Source organism: Gordonia sp. (in: high G+C Gram-positive bacteria) (assembly GCF_020438995.1).
In the GTDB taxonomy this organism is placed as follows: Bacteria; Actinomycetota; Actinomycetes; order Mycobacteriales; family Mycobacteriaceae; genus Gordonia.
Map to the genome: position 1 here is coordinate 18,896 of NZ_JAGQTN010000052.1, position 19,718 is coordinate 38,613.

Consider the following 19,718-nt stretch of genomic DNA (forward strand, 5'->3'; position numbering starts at 1 on the left):
CCCTATTCTCTTGTTCTGCGGTTGGTTTCGATGTCGAGAATCCGCGCGTCGTTCGGGCCAGGCCGCCCCCGACAGGCATTCACAATTGTGTCCGAACCTTCAACATTCTGTACCGATTCTCAGAAATTGTGATCGATGGCTGCGTAGATGGCACAGAATGATGCGGTGAGCGACGATAACCAGAATCCTACAGGTGAACTCGATGAGATCCCCCGACGATCGTTCGCGTCGCGCATCAGATCGTTCGCGTCGCGTCATAGATACGGACTGCTTGCGATTGCCGCGCTGTCGCTGGCGGCAATATTTGCGGTACTGGCTTTGGGGGGAATATCCGCGAATTCCGGCACATGCAAAAGCAATCTGTCACTATATATTCAGTTCGCGGCGCTCCCGGGCAGCGATTCCGAGAACCAGCTGGCCGAATGCGCTTCGGTGAACCGCAATATGGTCATCGGGTGGGATTTTTTGTTCATACTCGCGTACCTTATTGCCGCCTGCGTGGTCATCAAGGTCGGCTGGTGGCGGTACCGGGCACCACAACTAACGGCGGTAGCGAAGTCCGTCAAATGCCTGCCCTTCGTTGTCGCGGGCATCGATATCGTGGAGAACACCCCCTCCTTCTTCGCCGTCCAGTGCACCACCGGCGGCTGCGAAGTGGCCCATATGACGTTGGCACGGTTCGTCACCACCTTCGCGTCCCTGAAATGGGCGCTGGCCGCGATCCTGCTCGTCGTGTGTGTGATGTCGATTGCCGTACTACTGGCACGGCCTGGAATGGAACCGCAGGACGCCACTCCCGCTTCAGTGTCTGCGCAAGGACACCTCCTCGAGGAACCCGCCATCCTCGCCGGCAGAGAACAGCAGCGGGGTGTGTGCTTGAGCGGCGGCGGAATCCGTGCAACCGGTTTCGCCCTCGGAGCCCTGTCCTCGTTGGAGTCCCAGTGCGTGGCGGAGGTAGACGGCTCCCGTCAGCCGATCATCGATACTGTCCACCGGCTGACCGCTGTCTCCGGCGGGTCATGGGCCGGTACCGCCTGGGTGCTCGACCGGGCGGGGGAAAGCATGCCGGGAGGCGGTCGGAACACCGCAGAAAGCGTTCGCGACCGGGTCGCACCGAACGCGAGAACTCCCTGGTTCACACCAATGCGATACCTGCTCAACGGCCCGGGTGGGCTCCTCGGACCAGTGCTGTGGGTGCTGTTCTGCACCGTCAGTACGCTGTCCACAATTGCCGCCATCACCTATATACCAGCGTGGCTGCTCGGCAAGATTCTCACGCTCCCGTTCCTTTTTTCGCAGTATTCCGGAAGCGCCGATGATATGGCGGGAGTCGCGGCCGTCCCCGTCAATTGGGCCAATCCAGGTGTGTTTGTCGCCGTCTTCGGCCTCGGGCTGCTCGTGGCAGTCTCGCTGCTCCGCGCAGTCAACCTGCTGTGGAAATTCTGTGCGGGGATCATCGTCGGCGGTGCCGTCATCTTCCTGTACACCGGCGTGGCACCGGTGATTCTGAGTGTGGTCGCCGAGAACGCCGGCGCCGACGACGCCAGCGCCGACGGCCAGGCCCTAGGAATGCTCGGCATAGGCGGTGCGGGGGCCACCGCGATCCTCGCCACGCTGTGGAGCCAGTCTGGCAAGACCGCGACCGGTCGGATTGCAGGAAAGCTGTGGACGAACCTGCCGCGGCTGTTCGGCGTGCTTCTCGCTCTGCTGCTCCTGCTGTGCGGGCTGGGCGTCGCCGGTGCCGCTGCGGTAGGCGCAAGCTCCGAGAAATTGTTCAGGATTCCGGTGTGGGTCGCCGACCCGAAAGCATTCTTCGCGACAGTCGCCGTCGTCGTGGTCGCGTACCTGTTCCTCAGTGCCAACTCGCCGACCCTGGCGCAGTTGTACGGCGGGCGCTTGACGCGCAGCTTCGACGGTGTGAGTACGGACGCAGCAAGCCCCCTTCGGTGGCGCCACGGACCACCGTTCCCGGCAGACATCCGGCAGGTGAACCGGGAGAATGCGACACCGCCCAACATCGACACGCTTCGGCGCACGATCAGTACCGACAACCGCCCTGGTACCTGGGCGTGGCTCGCTGACAAGAACAACGTGCCCGAATTGATCCTCTGCTGCGCACAGCAACGCACCGGATTGAGACCCGGAGCCGAGCCCGCCGAGTCGTTCACGATCTCCCCCACACAGGTGACCTGCGGCAACCTGGTACGGCCCCTCGATGACTATCTTCTGGACGCCGCAGGGATCAGCGGGGTTCTCTCCTGGCGTGCGTATCCGCGCATCGAGCACGTCTCGGCGTGGTTGGCGGTGACCGGCGCGGCGTTTTCCTCCGCGATGGGACGGCACAGTCTGGGATCGACCAATGCAGCGCTCGCCGCCTGCAATGCCGACCTCGGAGTCTGGCTGCCGAATCCGACGTGCAGGGTCCGTCCTCGACCCAAACCGCGCATCGCCTATCTCGCCAAGGAGATCCTGGGCTGGTACGAGAAGGAAGACGACTTTATCTTCGCCACCGACGGCGGGCATTGGGACAACCTCGGGCTCATCGAACAACTCCGTCGCGGCAGCACCCGCATCATCTGCATCGACGCATCAGGTGATGCGCCCGGCAGATTCACCACCCTGCGCGAGGCGATCGCCCTCGCGCAACAAGAGTTCAGCACACCTCTGACCATCGAGGATCTCGATGGCCAACTCGCACCTGTCTCGCCACCCGGCGACGGCCTGACGTCCCCCGCGTCAATGGCCGCACGTATTTCCTTCAGATGGGAATCAGGCTCAGGCATCGACGGCGTGATCTATTACGCCAAGCTGCAGATCAGCACCTCCATGAGCCGCGATCTCGCGGAGTACGGGGCCCGCGACAAACAGTTCCCCGGCTACTCGACGTTGAACCAGGTCCTCAAGAATGAGCAGTTCACCAAGCTGTTCGAGGCCGGCGAACAAGCCGGCCTCGACGTCGCCAAGCTGATCCGCGCCGACCATCTGGCCGGCCAGACCCCCTGGAATCCCGACCAGCAACCCAGTACGGAAGCGGAATCATGATGGCCCCAGGCAGGCGCGACAATCTGTCGGTCGGACAGCCCCGCCGGCACCCGGATATCGACCGCCCGCACTACACGCGTGGCGTAATTCGGTAACACTGCGCTGAGCTGACTACGATGCGCGTGTGTCAAGAACGCCGGAAGTGACCCCATCGGACGACGTTTCCGCAGGAAAATACGATGCTGACGGCGCTGCGACCGGTATGTCCCGATCCCAGCTCTACGCGCTGATTGCGACGATCGCGGGGCTGGTGGCGGTGGCCGCGGGGGTGTTGACGCCGCTGCTGCCGGTGTCGACGGTGACCGCAACCATCACCTGGCCGCAGGGGCAGCAGCTCTCGGGTGCCACGCCGTCGGTGACGTCGCCGCTGGTCGCCCAGACCGCCCGTGACCTCGACATTCGTATCCCGTGCAGGTTGCTTGCGCAGACCCCGGCCGACTCCTCGACCGTGGTGCTGGCGACGATGCCGCCGACCGCGCCGCGGGCCAAACCGCTCGGCCTGGTGGTGACAGCCGGTGCCGAACGGGTCGAGGTGTCGATCCGCAACCAGATCCCGGCCCGCGCCGCGCGCACCGACCTCGGCAAGTGCACCGAGTTGCAGATCTGGGCGAACTCGACCAACTCCGGCGCGCGATTCGTCGGGCTCACTCCCGTGGGACTGACCGACCCGGCGGCACAGCCGCAGGTCGCGGGCCTGTTCACCGCGCTCACCACCGCGCAGGTGACCGGCGCCCACGGCCTGGCGGTGCGGATCGTCGTCGACAACCGGTTCGACTCGTCGCCGTCGCTGATCAAGCTGCTGGTGATGATCATCGGTATCCTCGCGGCGATCGTCGCGCTGGTGGCCGTCTGGATGCTCGACCGCATCCACGGCTATCACCGCAGGTTCACGCGGTCGGTGAGCCGCACCCGTGCGCTGATCCCCACGCCGACCGATGGGGTGGTCGGCTTTGTGCTGGTGGCGTGGCATTTCCTCGGCGGCGGCACCGCCGACGACGGCTACATCCTGAACATGGGCCGCGACGCCCAGCACACCGGGGTGCTGGCCAACTACTACCGTTACTACGGCAGCCCCGAAGCACCGTTCGACTGGTACTACAGCTTCCTGTCGCACTGGTCACAGATCTCGACGGCCGGGGTGTGGATGCGGCTGCCCGCGCTGGCGGCCGGGTTGCTGAGCTGGCTGCTGCTGAGCCGGATCCTGCTGCCACGCCTGGGCCGTACGGTCCGGCATTCGCGGTGGGCGATGCTCACCGGCGCCGCGGTGTTCCTGGCGTTCTGGCTGCCGATGTGTTCGGGTCTGCGCGCCGAACCGATCATCGTCGCCGGCACCCTGCTGACCTGGTGGGCCGTCGAGGTGAGCGTGGTGAGCAGGCGAGTACTGCCAGCGGCGCTGGCCGGACTGGCCGCCCTGGCAACACTGGCCGCCGCCCCGCAGGGCGTGATCGCGCTCGCACTGCTGTTCACCGGCGCCCGGCCGATGATCCGCACCCTGGTACGCAGGCGCGGCGAGGCGGGTCTGCTGCCGCTGGTCGCGCCGATGGCCGGCGCACTCGCCGCCGTCGTGATCATTGTGTTCCGCGACCAGACCCTGGCGACGGTGGCCGAGGCGGTGCGCATCAGATACGCCGTCGGCCCCACCCTGGCGTGGTATCAGGAACTGCTGCGCTACTACTTCCTGCTGGTGCCCTCGGCCGACGGCTCGCTGGTCCGCCGGGCACCGGTATTGCTGCTGATCACGGCGCTGCTGGTGATCCTCGCCATCATGTTGCGCCGCAAACGGATCACCGGCGTCGACTCGGCCGTCGTGTGGCGCCTGGTGGGGGCCACCCTCATCACGATCCTGCTGCTGTCGTTCGTCCCCACCAAGTGGACCATCCAGTTCGGGGTGTTCGCGGGCTTCGGCACCGCGCTGGCCGCGCTGGCCTGCGTGGCCGTCGAACAGGCCGCCCGCCGCACAGTGCGCAACTTCTCGCTGTTCGCCGCGGCGCTGCTGGTGGTGTGCGCAATCGTCGCCGCCGGCCGCAACGCGTGGCCGTGGCCGTGGTACTTCGGCATTCCCTGGTACGACAAGGCGCCCGTGCTGGCCGGCAAGCAGATCTCCACCGCCATCCTCGTGCTGGCCGCCGCCGCCCTGCTGATCGCCCTGTGGCAGCACCTGCGGATCGACTACGTCGACGACGCCGGCCTCGGTCACGACAAGGGTGCCGAGCCCGCCCGGTGGAAGGTCGCGGTCGCGTCGTCGCCGATCGCGGTGATCGCGGTCGTGGTGGTCCTGGCCCAGCTCGCGGTGTTCGCCAAGGCGGCCGTGGCCCGGGAGGACACGTTCAGCATCTTCGGCACCAATGTGTCGGCGCTGGCCGGCAACACGTGCGGTATGGCCGACGACGTGCTCGTCGAACCCGACCCCAACAAAGGCATGCTCACCCCCGTCGGCACTCGCGACGTGTCGGCGGCACTCAGCGGTGAAGGCGTGGGCGGCGAGTCCGTCGGTTTCGACCCGAACGGCGTCGCCGACGAACTGCACGCCAAGGGTGAGATCCAGCGTCAGGGCGCGATGCACGCCTCCGGCGACCTGACCACCGGCCTCGTCTCGTACGGTGTCAACCCCGGCACCACCGGCGGCACCGGACCGGTCGGCATCAACGGCAGCACCGCCAAACTGCCGTTCGGCCTCGATCCGTCGACCACCCCGGTCCTCGGGTCGGCCGACGCGACCGGCGCGGCACGCCTGACCACCGGCATGTACCGGCTGCCCAAGAACCGGTCCGCCGGCAACCCGCTCATCGTGATCTCGGCGGCCGGCGCCATCGCCACCCCCGACCGCGACGGCGTGGTCAGCAACGGCCAGTCGCTGACCGTCGAATTCGGTAAACCCGAGAACGGCAAGTTCGTGCAGGTCGGGCGGCCTGCTCCGCTGATCGACGTGATGCGCGCCAAAGGTCCGTGGCGTAACCTGCGGCTGCCGCTCGACCGGGTACCGCGCGGAGCGACGGTGCTGCGGCTGGTGGCCAAGGACAACAACCTCGACACCGCGCAATGGCTGGCGGTGACACCGCCGCGGCTCGCACAGCTCAAGACGCTGCACGAGGTGGTGGGCTCGGAAGATCCGGCGCTCATCGACTTCCCGGTCGGTGCGGTGTTCGCCTGCCAGCGGCCGATGTCCTCGAACGACGGGGTCAGCGAGATCCCCAAGTGGCGGATCCTGCCCGACACCACCACCGCCGGCCTGCAGTCGCGGACCTGGATGTCGGTCAACGGCGGCGGTCCGCTGGCCGTCGTCGAGACGCTGACCACGCCGACATCGCTGGCCACGTACCTGAACAACGACTGGTATCAGGACTGGGGCGATCTGCAGCGTCTCGACCCCCTCGACGACAGTGCCGTGCCCGCGAAGGTGAGCACGGGTACCGAGTCCACCTGGGGCTGGTCGCGGCCGGGAGCGATCCGGGTGGTAGCCGACGATGAGTGATTCGCGTGCCGATACCAGTGACGAGAGGACTTCGCCGGTGAGCGAGGAAACCACAGCAACCGGGGACCGCTGGGAGCGCCTGGCGCCCAGGGCCCGCATCGTCGCAGTCGTCGCCGGGATCGTGGGAGTGCTGGCGGCCGTGCTGAGCCCGATCCTCCCGGTCGACTACACCAAGGCCGAATTGTCTTGGCCGCAAAATGGCTCGGTGGAGAATGTGGCGGCGCCGACTGTGTCGTTCGTGCCGGTGTCGATGACCCTTTCGGTACCGTGCGCGCTCGGTGCCGAACTGCCCGCAGCGGGCGGGGTACTGCTGTCGACGGTCCCCGAGGACGGCGAGGACGCCGCCAAGGTCGGCCTGTTCGTGCGCGCGACCGCCGACTCGCTCCAGGTCACCTCCCGCAACGTGGTGCTGCTGGATGTGCCACGCGCACAAGCACAATCGGCACCCGGCTGTGTGGTGAAGATCCGCGGCGGCGACGACGGCGTGCACGGCGCCATCGAGAACATGCCGCCCACCCCGAATCTCGGTACGGCCGAGGATGATTCGCCGTACAGCTTCGACATCGCCGAACCCAACAAACGGCCGCAGCTGATCGGCGTGTACACCTCGCTGCCCGCAGGCGTGTCGACCGAGGGGTTGTCGTTCCACGCGACGCTCGACACGCGGTTCATCTCCACCCCCACCTCGCTCAAGTTCTGGGTGCTGGCGCTGGGCATCGCCGCCACTATCGCGTCGATCCTGGCGCTGGCCGTACTCGACGCCCGCGACGGCCGCAGCTACCGATTCCGGCTGTCCGCGAGCAAGTGGCGGCCACGCTGGGTCGACGGCTTCGTCGCCGGAATCCTGCTCGTATGGCTGTTCGTCGGCGCCAACACCGCCGACGACGGCTACCAGGTGACGGTCGGCCGCGTCGCCAAGGACGCCGGTTACCTGGACAACTACTACCGGTACTTCAGCGCGCCGCAGGATCCGTTCGGCTGGCACTACCACTACCTGTCGATGTGGATGCAGGTCAGCACCGCGACGCCGTGGCTGCGGTTGCTGCCGTTCATCTTCGCGCTGGCGTCATGGTGGCTGATCTCGCGGTTCGCGATTCCGCGCCTGGGCCGGGGCGTGCGGCAGTCCACGCCCGCGCTGTGGGCGGCGGCGCTGGTGTTCCTGGCGGTGTGGATGCCGTACAACAACGGCCTGCGAGTAGAACCGCTGATCGCGCTCGGTGCGCTGTTCACCTGGGTGTGTGTGGAGCGGTCGATCGCCACCGGCCGGTTCCTGCCGCTGACCATCGGCATCATGGCGGCTGCGCTCACGCTCACCGCCCACCCGACGGGTGTGATGGCCGCGGTCGCGTTGCTCGCCGGGCTGCGTCCGCTGCTGCGCCGGTTCATGGCCCGGCGCCATCGCGACGGCATCCTGCCGATACTGATGCCGATCCTGGCTTCGGGGCTGGCGATCCTGTACCTGATCTTCGCCGATCAGGCACTCGCACCGATCCTCGAAGGTGTGCGCGTCAACGGCGAGGTCGGACCCACCAACAAGTGGTGGGAAGAGCCGCTGCGCTACTACATGCTGATGAACCCGACCGCCGACGGTTCGATCGCCCGGCGATTCGGCATCCTGATCACGTTCGTCTGCGTGATGCTCGTGGTGATCATGCTGCTCAACCGCAAGCGGCTCACCGGGATCGCGACGGCGCCCACGTGGCGCCTGGTGGCGATGGCCCTTGGCTGCACGGCCCTGCTGGCGTTCCAGCCCACCAAGTGGACCCACCAGATGGGCATCTACGCGGCGATCGCAGGAGCGCTGGCGGCGGTCGCCACCACCTGCGCCGACCGCGCCATCATGCGCCGACGGCGCAACCGGACCCTGTTCGCGGCAGCCTGCACCTATGTTCTGGCCGTGGCATTCGCCGGCCGCAACCAGTGGTGGTACGTCGGCAACTACGGCATGCCGTGGCGCGACAGCACCCCGGAGATCAAGGGCATCACATTCTCGTCGGTGTTCCTGGCCTGCGCGGTGGCCTTGACGATTCTCGGTGTGTGGCAACACTTCCGGGACGACTACGTGCCCGACGACCGGCGCCAGGGCGTGCCCGCGGGGATCTTCTCCCGGCTGCGCAGCCCGTCGCTGATCGTCGTGTCCGCGGTGATGCTGCTGTTCACCCTCGTCAGCTTTGCCAAAGCCGATATGACCCAGCGTCATTCGTGGTCGTGGGGCAAATCCAACGTGGACGCGTTACGGGGTAAACCGTGTGCACTCGGCGAGGCCGTGCTGGTGGAGGCCGACCCCAACGACGGCCTGCTGACGCCGGCAAACGTTGCCGGACAACGTAATCTGACACCCGGAGCGGCGCTGGCCGGTAAGGGGATGACCGGATTCGACCCGAACGGGGTCGGTACCGATCTGGCGGCCGACGCATCCGAGGAAGCCCAGAACGAGGTGGACCGGTCCGATGCCGATCCCACCACCGACTCGACGGGAACCGAGGATGCAGGCGGCGACGACTCGACCGCAGGTGGCACCGGAGAACAGCTGGGCGTCAACGGTTCCCGGCAGAAGCTGCCGTTCGGGCTCTCTCCCCGCAAGACCCCGATCCTCGGTACATACGGAAGCCCCGGCGGCACAGGACATCTCGTGTCCGCGTGGTACCAGATGCCGAAGCGTTCCGCCGATCGTCCGCTGATCACGATGTCGGTGGCCGGGCAGGTCGAGTACATCGACGACCTGTCGGTCACCCACAAGGGACAGACGGTGCGCGTGGAGTACGGCCGGGTGGAGGCCGACGGTTCGGTGACCCCGGTGGGTCAGCGGGTGCCGATGGACACCGACCACGCCCCCGAGTGGCGCAACCTGCGGTTCCCGCTCGATCAGGCGCCGCCGCGGGCCACCGTGGTACGCGTTGTCGCCGAAGACACTTCGTCGGTCCCCGACCAGTGGCTGGCGATCACCTCGCCGCGCATGTCGAAGCTGACGGTACTGACCGAGTTGGTCGGCGAGGAGGATCCCGTGCTGCTGGACTGGTCGGTGGCGCTGGCGTTCCCGTGCCAGCGACCCGCCCGCGCCCGGTACGGCGTCCTGGAAACACCGTTGTGGCGTATCGCCCCCGACCGGATCGGCGAGGAGATCAACTCCCAGCGCTGGATGGCCGGCGACTACGGCGGACCGCTCGGCATCATCGACAACGAACTGTCCTCGACAGTGCTGCCGTCGTACCTGCGTAACGACTGGGCCCGCGACTGGGGTGCCCTCATGCGCCTGGAACCGCTTGTGCCACAACGCACAGCCGACCTGGACATCAGCACTGACACCCACACCGGCCTGTGGTCGCCGGGTCCGATGCGAGCGGTCCGCAACAACTGACAGGAGCCGTCACCCCCACCACCGGTTGAGGATCCACCTCAACCGGTGGTGGGCCAGTTCAGCTTGCAAGCAACTCGTCGATCTGGTTGATCGCGGCCGAGGCGCCCTCGATGACGCCCATGTCGAGGACCTGCTGGAGGGCTTCTGCGGTCTCGTAGACGCTGGTGAACACGGCGGTGGTGGTACCGTCACCCTCGGTGAACTTGTAGTCGTTGAACGAAACAGGCATCGAGTCAACGGGTTTGAGATCGTTCGCGGCGTCGGCGAAGCCGTCCTTGAAGGTGAACCCGTTGGGCTTGTCGACGGTGATCATCTCCCACCAGCCGCCGAACTTCTCCCCCTCGGGGCTGGTCATGTAGTAGGTGACCTTGCCGCCGGGCACGAAGTCGTGCTCGACGAAGGTGGCCGGGTAAGTCGGTGGGCCCCAGATCTTTTCGAGCTGACGCGGGTTGGCGTACACCTCCCAAACGCGGTCGCGGGACGCTGCGAACTCGGCGGTGATAACGATGGTGCGGGTGTCGATGTCGTGGGTGACATTGGTGACGGGCATGGCGGCTACACCTCTGATTGTGGTGACGGGGATGGTGGTGACGGGTCTGCGAACAGGAGGTCGTCGATACGTGCGATCCTGCCGCGCCAGACCTGTTCAAGGTCGGCGAGCATGTTCGACACCGCGCGTACCGCTTCGACGTCGCCGGAAGCGAGTTGCTCACGGCCACTGCGTCTTTTGGTGATCAGACCAGCCCGTTCAAGCACGGCGACGTGTTTTTGTACCGCGGCGAAGCTCATGTCGTAGTTCGCCGCGAGCGCCGATACCGAATGCTCCCCGGTCAGCACCCGCCGCAGGATGTCCCTGCGGGTGCGATCGGACAGCGCGTGGAACAGGGCATCGGCCCTGTCCTCGTCGGTCTCGGCCACGACTCCAATATACAACCAAACGGTTGTACGTTGTCAAGAGCGGCCTCCATCTTGTTCGGCCTGTAGGTGGCGTTGGGTAGCGGTAGCCGGTGGCCCGCTCACTGTTGCCACAGGCGGGCGATGGGTAGGACGTGGATGCGGTCTTCGTGTGTGTAGCTGTGGTTTCCGGTGTAGAAGACGATTCCTGCGACCATGGAATCGCCCAGGTGGTCTCGCAGGGCTCGCAGGCCGGTGAAGTCTCGTCCTGTGGTTCGGCCCGCCGCTTTGATTTCGAACGCGAGTACGCGGCCGTTGTCGTCCTCGATGACCAGATCGACCTCTATCCCGTCGCGTGTTCGCCAGTGGCCGGCGGCTGCGATCCCGTCCGTCCACGTGGCTTGGGCTAGGAGTTCACCGATGACGAATGTCTCCAACAGGTGCCCGAACTGCGTCAGGACCGACGGGTCTCGCACAGCGAGCTTGCCCGATGAGAGCCTGGTGAGGCGAGCCGCGATTCCTGAGTCGACTACATGGACCTTGGGTCTGGCGGTCGTCCGTTTGGTCAACGTCCGATCCCAGGGTGGCAGCATCCGAACGACGAATACGGCTTCAAGGAGGCGTACGTAGTCTCGGATGGTCTTCTCTCCGACGCCGAGTCCTTCAGCGAGCTGGGCAGTGTTGAAGACCTGCGCGGTCTGGCCTGCGAGACGCTGAAGGAGTCCGGGCAGTATATGTGCCTGTCGAATACGTGAGAGTTCCTGCACGTCGCGTTCAAGAGTGAGCCGAACCCAATCGTCGATCCACCGTGAGCGGGCCGATTCGCTTCGCGCTGCAAGCTCAAGCGGAAAGCCACCTCGTACAACGCGGCTGATGTACTCGTCCCTGGTCGTCGCCGAGTCCGTTGCACGAGCCGATGCGTCGGGTTCGTGAAAGAGACTCTCGATCAGGCCGCTGCCCGCGTGTTCGATCTCGTTCTGAGACAGAGGAAGAACCTGTAATCGCTGTAGACGGCCAGTAAGCGCCTGTGCTGCACGAGGCAACGATTCGTGGCGGGCAGACCCGGTAAGAACGAACTGGCCAGGCCTGCTCGATCTGTTGAGTCTGGCCTTGATCGCATCGAGCACCACCGGCACGTGCTGGTACTCGTCGATAAGTACCGGACCGGGTCCGCCGATCATCATCGCCGGGTCGCTGGCTACAGCCGCGCGTGTATCGAGGTCATCAAGGTCCAGGATGTTGCCGCCGAGCCGGTCGGCCAACGTTCGCAGGAGTGTCGATTTTCCGACAGTTCGCGGCCCCTCTAGGAGGACGACCGGACTCTCCGCGCACCGTTCTGCGGCGATCGGCAGAATTCGTCGTTGAACCAGGTCACGCTCGTCAGACATACAGCGACCGTACCTGAACTACAGAACTGCCAGCCTACGAACTACAGAACTGCCAGGCCTTGAGTTACAGAACTGCCGCCCTGATAAGTACAAAACAGCCGTCATCCGCGTTGCCGAGGTGGCGGCACTCGACGCTACCACCGCCCCCTCCAGTACCCGAGAGTATCGGTCGGGGTGTCGTCGGGTGCGTATGACCACCGGCTATTGCTCGGCCTGCGTCAGGTCGGTGTTGTCTACGCTGCCGGGCAGAACGTGCACCGGATGCGCAACGAAGCCACCTTCGCCAAACTCTGCGCAGTGGCACCTCGCTCCTCCGTCGCTTCGGCCTCAGGGATCAAGATGGTGGGCGGGGTTCGAGACGGGTGAAAACGTTGTCGGCTCACCAGGTTTCGAAAGGGGCCAAATCAGGCCCGACCAAATCAGATGGGCATGAGGAGGTGTTTGCGTTCGATGAGGCGGTGTTCCTTGTCGCGGAGCTGAGCCAGGGCCTTGCGGAGTTCGAGGCGGGTCTGGCTGGGTTCGATGACGGCGTCGATGTAGCCGCGTTCGGCTGCCTGGTAGGGCGTGGCCATCGTCATGTTGTAGAAGTCGATGAAGTCGCGGCGGACGCGGTCGGCGTCGGCCGCGGACATGTTCTCGGTCTGCCGACGGGTGAGGATGGCGGCGGCCGACTCGGCTCCCATGACCGCGATCTTGCCGGTGGGCCAGGCGAAGTTGATGTCGGTGTGCAGGTGTTTGGAGCCCATGACGGCGTAGGCGCCGCCGTACGCCTTGCGCAGGATGACCGTCACCTTGGGTACCGAGGCTTCCAGGGTGGCGTATCCGAGGCGTCCGGAGCGCCGGATGGTGCCCTTTTGTTCTTCGGCGAGGCCGGGCAGCACACCGGGGGTGTCGACGAGGAAGACGAGCGGGATGTTGTAGGCGTCGCACAGCCGGATGAAGCGGGTGGCCTTCTCGGAGCTGTCGGTGTCGAGGACACCGCCCATGACGGCGGGCTGGTTGGCCACGATGCCCACGGATCGGCCGTCGACGCGGGAGAAGCCGGTGATCATGTTGGGGGCGTACAACTCGCCGATCTCGTGGAACGCACCGTCGTCGAAGACCCGCATGATGATCTCGCGAACATCGTAGGGCGCGTTGTCGCTGTCGGGCATGTAGGTGTTCAGCGACAGATCCGATTCGGTGATCTCCGGTTCGAGACCGGGATTGATGATCGGCGGCGCTTCGTGAGCGCTCGACGGCATGTAGTCGAGGTAGTCACGGACCCATTCGAAGACGGACTTCTCGTCGGGTGCGACGTGGTGCAGGTTGCCCCAGCGCGCCTGGTTGTGGGCACTGCCGAGATCCTCGGGCGAGACGTCCTCGCCGGAGACCTGCTTGATGACGTCGGGCCCGGTGAGGAACATGTAGCTGTTGTTCTCGACGCCGACGAGGACGTCGGTGTTTGTGGGGCAGTACACCGCACCGCCGGCGCATTTGCCGAGGATCACCGACACCTGGGGGGTCAGGCCGGACAGCAGTTCACCGTGCTGGGCCATCTCGCCGTACCAGGCGAGGGAGACCACGGCGTCCTGGATGCGGGCGCCGCCGGAGTCGTTGATGCCGACGATAGGGCAGCCGAGTTTGCCGGCCCATTCCATTAGGTAGCAGACCTTGCGGCCGAACATCTCACCGACCGAGCCGCCGTAGACCGTCTGGTCGTGGGAGAACGCGGCGACGGGCCGGCCGTTGACGAGTCCGTGACCGGTGACGACGCCGTCGCCGTAGCCCGATTCGGCCGCGCCCGGAGCCTTGACCAGCGCACCGAACTCGACGAAGGTGCCGGGGTCGAAGAGCATGTCGAGGCGCTCACGCGGCGACGGAATACCCTTCTTGGCGCGTTTGGCGACGGCCTTGGCACCACCCGGCTCCCGGGCCGTTTCCAGCTTGGCCCGCAGGTCGGCCAGCTTCTCGGCTGTCGTGTTCATTCGCACTCCGCTTCCTTGCGCCCGGCGACGCGGTTGTCGGGCCCTGTCGTGATCGGCCACTGTGGTGCCCATTCGGCGGGGGACGCCGCCTCGGACGTCCCCCTTCTCTCTTTAGTTTTTACCAAGTCCGTTCAGGCGTGCGGTCAGGTCCGCCCCGATCGCCGAGATGTACGGTTCATCGACCATCGACAGGTGGTCGCCGCCGATGTGCACGATCTCCAGGTCGGAGACGATCGGACCCCAGCCGCCGTCGGGATCGATCTTGGCCCATTGTGGGTCGAGTTCGATGGCCCCGTCGTGCATGCGGTCGGCCCGATACAGCACCACCTTGCCGTCGAACGCGGTCGGCTCGATGTTGGTGAGGGCGCGATTGTCGATGAACGAGGTGCGCTGGTGTTCGATGATGCCGCCGGGGATCTTGGCCCCCGACATCGACACCATTTCCATGATGATGCGGAACTGGCCCTCGTCGTCGGCCTCGACGAGCCGGTCCAGCGGGATCGGCACGTCCGGGTCGAGGTCGTAGGTCTTGACCGCGAAGTCCTTCCAGCGTTGTAGCCGGGCACGTTTGGTGTCGGGGGTCTCGATCTCGCGTTCGGCCGGCATCACCGTGTCGATGAGGCCCACGAACGCGACCTGCTCACCCTCCTGAAGCATCAGCTGCGCCGCACCGTAGGCCAGGCCACCGCCGAGCGACCAGCCGACGAACACGTACGGGCCGTGCGGCTGCACCTCGCGGATTCGCGGAAGATATTGGCGCACACGCTCTTCCAGTGAACCTTCGACGCGGTCGAAGCCGATGACCGGCTGATCGGCGGGCAAGCGCTTGAGCAAGGTCTCGTAGGCGGAGGTGTTGCCACCGGCGGGATGGAACAACAGCACCGGAACCCGATCTCCGGCTGTGGTGTCGTAGGACTTCTTGCCGTCCGGCACCAGCCGCAGGTAACGCACGAATCCGTCGACATCGGCTGCGGCGTCGAGGTATTCGCGGACGTAATTCGACATCTCCTCGATGGTCTCGGAGTCGAGGATGTCCTCAATGTCGATGTCGCCGCCGGTGCGTTCGTTGAGGCGATCGGTGAGTGCCTGCGCGGCGTCCTCATCGAGGACGGGCAGCTTATTGAAGATGCCGCCCGCGGAGCGCTTGGTGACCACGGCGTAGACGCCGAAGGTGAGACGTTCGGCGGCGTCGCGGGGTGGGACGTCCGATCCTGCTGCGGCGGCTGCGGCTTCCTGGGAGGAGATACTTTCGGCGGCAGGGGTTTTCGGGGTTTCCGGGACACTGTCGGCTTGCGGGGTCTCGAGGCTCGTCGCTTGTGCTCCTCGCTCCTCAACCGTCGGAGGGGTGGGCTCCTCAACCGGCGAGGGAGTGGGCTCCGTAGCCGACGCCGGTGAGGGGGTCTCGACCGGTGTGGGAGCGGCGGCGTCCTTGGCGAGTTGCTCGTCGATGTAGGCGTTGATGGCCTCGGTGTTGAGTTCGCCTCCGGCGGCGGCGTTTTCGGCGAGGTTGTCGAGCTGATCGCGGTGGGTGACCGCGAACGCGGTGAACTTCTCGACGTCGGCCAGACATGCCGAACGCATCGCCTGCAATTGAAGCTGCGGGATGTCGAACTCGTACTCGACGCGGTTCTTGATGCGTACCGCCATCAGCGAATCGAGGCCCAGGTCGATCAGCGGAACCTCGAACGGCAGGTCCTGCGGGTCGTAGCCCATCGACTCACCGACGATGGTGGCGAGCCGATCATGTACGGACTCACCCGATTCCGCTGTCCACCGGTCGCCCGCGTTCTCGATGATCTCCTCTTCGACGACGAGGGTGTTGTCGGCGAACACTGCGGCCGGCGAGGACTCCGGATCCACCGGCGCCTGCACCGGTGCCGCTCCAGCGGTGACCGCAGCCTCGAACAGGAGCCGGAAGTTCTTGCCGTCCTGGGCGTACAGGGCCACCGATGCGCCGCCGGGGTGGGGGCTGAGGGTGGTGGTGACGGTGCCCGACGCGGGAATCGGTGCGTGGGTTTCGACGGCTCCGACGGCGACGTCGGCCAGGACCTGTCCGGCGGCCGCGGCGACGAGGGCCCGCGGGTCGGTCACCACCGAGGCGTTGACCTCCCAGGCGTGCCGACCGTCGGGCAGAGCCACGTGCGCGCCCGGCACCGCACCGCTGCCGCTCGCCGAATAGCTTGCGGTGAGCCAGAATTGCTTGCGCTCGAACCGGGTGCGCGGCACGTCTGCGTAGCCACGGTCGGCGCCGTCGACGCCGAACAGCGACGCCACGTTCACGGGATGACCATGCACGTACAGCTTCATCAGCGCGTTGATGAGGCCGAAGCTCTCGTCCTCCTTGCGACGCAGCGTCTCGATGAGTTCGGCGTTCTGGATACCCGCACCGAACGTGGTACCCGCGACGGAGATGAGCACAGCCGGATTCGGGGACAGCTCGATGAACGTACGGTGGCCCACCTCAACGGTTTTCGCGACCGCCTGAGCAAACCACACCGAATAACGCAGACCCTTGAGGAAGTATTCGACCTCGTGGATCGCCTTGCCGCCCGGACGGTAGAACTCCTCCCGGTCGATGGAGCTGTAGATGCCGTATTCCAAAGGCAGCGGGTGGATTCCGGCGATCTCGTAGGCCAGTTCGCCGAGGATCGGCTCGACCTGCGAGGTGTGGCTGGCGCCCTTGGTCTGCAGCTTGCGGCCGATCTTGCCCTCGGCCTCGGCGCGCGCGACGATCGCGTCGACCTGCTCCGGCGGACCGCCGATCACCGTGTGCGTGGGTGCGGCGTACACGCAGATCTCCAGATCCGGGTAGTCCACCAGCACGCTCTTGATGTCGTCGGCCGAGTATTCGACCAGCGCCATGAAGCGGACCTCGTCCTCGGTCAGCGCCGCCTCGCCCTCGGCCATCAGCCGCGAACGATGGCAGATCACCCGGGTCGCGTCCTCCAGCGAGAGTCCGCCCGAAATGTAGGCGGCCGACGCCTCACCCATCGAATGCGGCACCAGCACACCGGGTTCGGCGCCGAAATGCCGCAGCGTGTCGGCGAGGGCCACCTGGATGGCGTAGATGGCGACCTGCGCCGACTCACTGCCGTAGGCCTCGGCGTCGTCGAGCACCAGATCGGCGATCTTGTAGCCGAGTTCGTTGTCGATGAACTCGTCGACGCGGTTGAGATACTTGGCGAACACCGGGTTCTCGGTGTAGATCTGCTTGGCCATCTTGCGGTGCTGCGAACCGTAACCGGACAGCAACCACACCGCCGACGCCGCGTCGGGGGCATCGGCCGAATACACGAGCGGGTTGGACTTGCCGTCGGCGATCGCGCGCAGGCCCTTGATCGCATCCTCGTGGGACCGGGCCATCACCACCGCGCGGGAACGGCCGTGGTTGCGGGAGGCCAGGGTGCGGCCGACGCTGACGAGCGAAGCCGACTGTCCCGCTTCGGTTTCCAGCCAGTCGGCGATGTCGGCGGCGCTCTTGCGGCGGCGGGACGGGAGGAAGCCCGAGACCACCAGCGGGACAACGGATCCCTCGGCGGCGCAGGGGGCGAAGCCTTCGGCGGGGTCCTTTTCGGTTGCGGTGGTGTCGGTTTCGGACTTGCGGGCCTGGGCGGCGAGGATCGCGCGTTCGGCTTCGGTCAGGTATTCGTCGTCGTCATCGGTGTCGTCGGCCATGGTGGCGTCAGGCAGGTCGGTCGCCGGACCCTTCGAGACGCGGTCGGCTCCTTCGTCGCGCGACTGCTCCTCAGGGATCAAAAGGCCGGCCCCGGCGGCTCCTTCGTCGCGCGACGGCTCCTCAGGCTTCAAGAGGAGGTCGGTGGGGAGGGGTTCGCGGACGACGATGTGGGCGTTGGTGCCGCCGAAACCGAAACCGGAGATGCCGGCGACGGCGTGACCGCTGTAGCGCGGCCATTCGGTGGCCTCGGTGGTGACCTGCAGGCTGTTGGCGGCGAACTGGATGTACGGGTTCGGTTCGGTGAAGTTGAGGGAGGCCGGGATCTCGCCGTGCTGCATCGACAGCACCACCTTGGCGAGCGCGCCGGCGCCGGCCGCGGACTCCATGTGGCCGTAGTTGGTCTTGACCGAACCCATCAGCAGCGGTTTGCCGGGCAGCCGGCCGCGGCCCACGACGCGGCCGAGGGCGTCGGCCTCGATCGGGTCGCCGAGCACCGTACCGGTGCCGTGCGCCTCCACGTAGTCCACCGACGACGGGTCGAGCGCGGCGTCGGCGTAGGCCGCCCGCAGCACGTCGACCTGCGCCTCCGGGTTGGGGGCGGGCAGACCGTTGGAGCGGCCGTCGGAATTGACGGCCGAGCCGGTGATGACCGCGAGGATCGGGTCACCGTCGCGGCGGGCGTCGGCAACACGTTTGAGGACGAACACGCCGCCGCCCTCGGCGCGACCGATGCCGTCGGCATCGGCGGAGAAGGTCTTGATCTTGCCGTTGGCGGCGATCATGCCGATGCTGTCGAAGCCCAGGCTCGCGGCCGGAGTGAGGATCATGTTGACGCCACCGGCCAGCGCGATCGTCGACTCGCCGTTGCGCAGGCTGCGCACCGCCTGATGTACCGCCACCAGCGACGACGAGCACGCCGTATCGAGCGCGACCGACGGCCCGCGGAAGTCGAAGTAGTAGGAGACGCGGTTGGCGATGATCGATGTCGAGGTGCCGGTCAGCGCGTATGCGGCGGTGTCGGAGGCACCGTCACCGAGGCCCATCGTGGCGAGCATCTGATAGTCGTTGGTGGAGGTGCCCAGGAAGACGCCGACGTCGGTGCCCTTGAGGTCGCTGGCAGGGATGTGCGCGTGTTCGAGCGCCTCCCAGCTCAACTCCAGTGCCAGCCGCTGCTGCGGGTCGACCATCTCGACCTCGCGCGGGCTCATCTGGAAGAAGTCGGCGTCGAACGCCTTCACGTCGTCGAGGTAGCCGCCCTGTACGTTGGCCTCGGCGATGATCTTGGCCAGCTTCGGGTCCTGCTTGAACTCGGCCCAGCGGTCCTCGGGCAGATCGGTGATGCCCGACCTGCCTGCGGCGAGTGCCTCCCACGTGGACTCGGGGGTGTGGCCCGCGCCCGGAAAGCGGGTGGCGAAACCGACGATCGCGATGTCGTCGGCAGCGTCACGCTCACGCTCCCAGAACCGGTCGTCGTCGCCCTTGCCCTCGTCCGGATCGCCCTCGATGATGCGTTTGGCCAGCATCGCGATGGTCGGATGGTTGTAGGCGACGGTCGCGGTGAGCACCACGCCGGTGCGGTCCTCGATGTCGGCGGCCAGCGTCACCGCATCGCGCGAGGCCAGGCCGAACTCGTCCATCGGCCGATCGTCGCCGATCTGGTCGGCGGGCAGCCCGGTGGCCTTCGACACCCAGCTGCGCAGCCAGTCGCGCAGCTCGGCGACCGTCATCCCCCCGGCGGTCTCGGTGTCATGAGTTTCTGGGTCATGAGTTTCGGGGTCATGAGTGCCGGGGTCGGCCTGGGCGTCTTCGGAGGGGTTTACCGGCTGGTCGGTATTCAGTTCAGACATCGCTTCCAGACTACTGTTCGGGGCCCCCGCGACGACCGGCAAGGCGCGACCGCCTCACATACCGGCACATCGTC

At 66.3% G+C, this 19,718-nt stretch carries 8 protein-coding genes; 3 read left to right on the forward strand and 5 right to left on the reverse strand.

Annotation, left to right across the window (positions count from 1 at the left end):
• The first annotated feature begins 165 nt into the window (after window positions 1–165).
• The 3 genes from KDB67_RS04340 (at window position 166) to KDB67_RS04350 (ending at window position 9,872) form a co-directional block, all read left to right on the forward strand.
• Complete coding sequence (locus KDB67_RS04340) at window positions 166–3,042, forward strand: hypothetical protein (protein ID WP_291012834.1); 2,877 nt, start codon at window positions 166–168, stop codon at window positions 3,040–3,042.
• Between the two features lie 202 nt (window positions 3,043–3,244).
• Window positions 3,245–6,514, forward strand: a complete 3,270-nt coding sequence (locus tag KDB67_RS04345; RefSeq protein ID WP_291012902.1) for an arabinosyltransferase domain-containing protein — start codon at window positions 3,245–3,247, stop codon at window positions 6,512–6,514.
• On the forward strand, window positions 6,507–9,872 hold the full coding sequence (locus tag KDB67_RS04350; protein WP_291012837.1) for an arabinosyltransferase domain-containing protein: 3,366 nt from the start codon (window positions 6,507–6,509) through the stop codon (window positions 9,870–9,872). Before KDB67_RS04345 ends, KDB67_RS04350 begins: the two co-directional genes overlap by 8 nt.
• A gap of 58 nt (window positions 9,873–9,930) precedes the next feature.
• On the opposite strand, the gene KDB67_RS04355 is transcribed toward KDB67_RS04350, so the two are convergent.
• The 5 genes from KDB67_RS04355 to pks13 form a co-directional block, all read right to left on the reverse strand.
• Entirely contained in the window at window positions 9,931–10,422 is a 492-nt protein-coding gene (locus tag KDB67_RS04355) for an SRPBCC domain-containing protein (RefSeq protein ID WP_291012839.1), read from the reverse strand.
• A gap of 5 nt (window positions 10,423–10,427) precedes the next feature.
• Window positions 10,428–10,790 (reverse strand): metalloregulator ArsR/SmtB family transcription factor, encoded by a 363-nt coding sequence (locus KDB67_RS04360; RefSeq protein ID WP_291012841.1) that lies wholly within the window; start codon window positions 10,788–10,790, stop codon window positions 10,428–10,430.
• Between the two features lie 98 nt (window positions 10,791–10,888).
• Entirely contained in the window at window positions 10,889–12,154 is a 1,266-nt protein-coding gene (locus KDB67_RS04365; protein ID WP_291012843.1) for an ATP-binding protein, read from the reverse strand.
• Window positions 12,155–12,573: 419 nt separating this feature from the next.
• Window positions 12,574–14,121, reverse strand: a complete 1,548-nt coding sequence (locus KDB67_RS04370; protein ID WP_291012845.1) for an acyl-CoA carboxylase subunit beta — start codon at window positions 14,119–14,121, stop codon at window positions 12,574–12,576.
• A gap of 111 nt (window positions 14,122–14,232) precedes the next feature.
• Window positions 14,233–19,644 carry a polyketide synthase Pks13 gene (gene pks13 / locus KDB67_RS04375; protein WP_291012847.1) on the reverse strand — a complete coding sequence of 1,804 codons (5,412 nt, stop codon included), beginning with the start codon at window positions 19,642–19,644 and terminating at the stop codon, window positions 14,233–14,235.
• Between the last annotated feature and the right edge of the window lie 74 nt (window positions 19,645–19,718).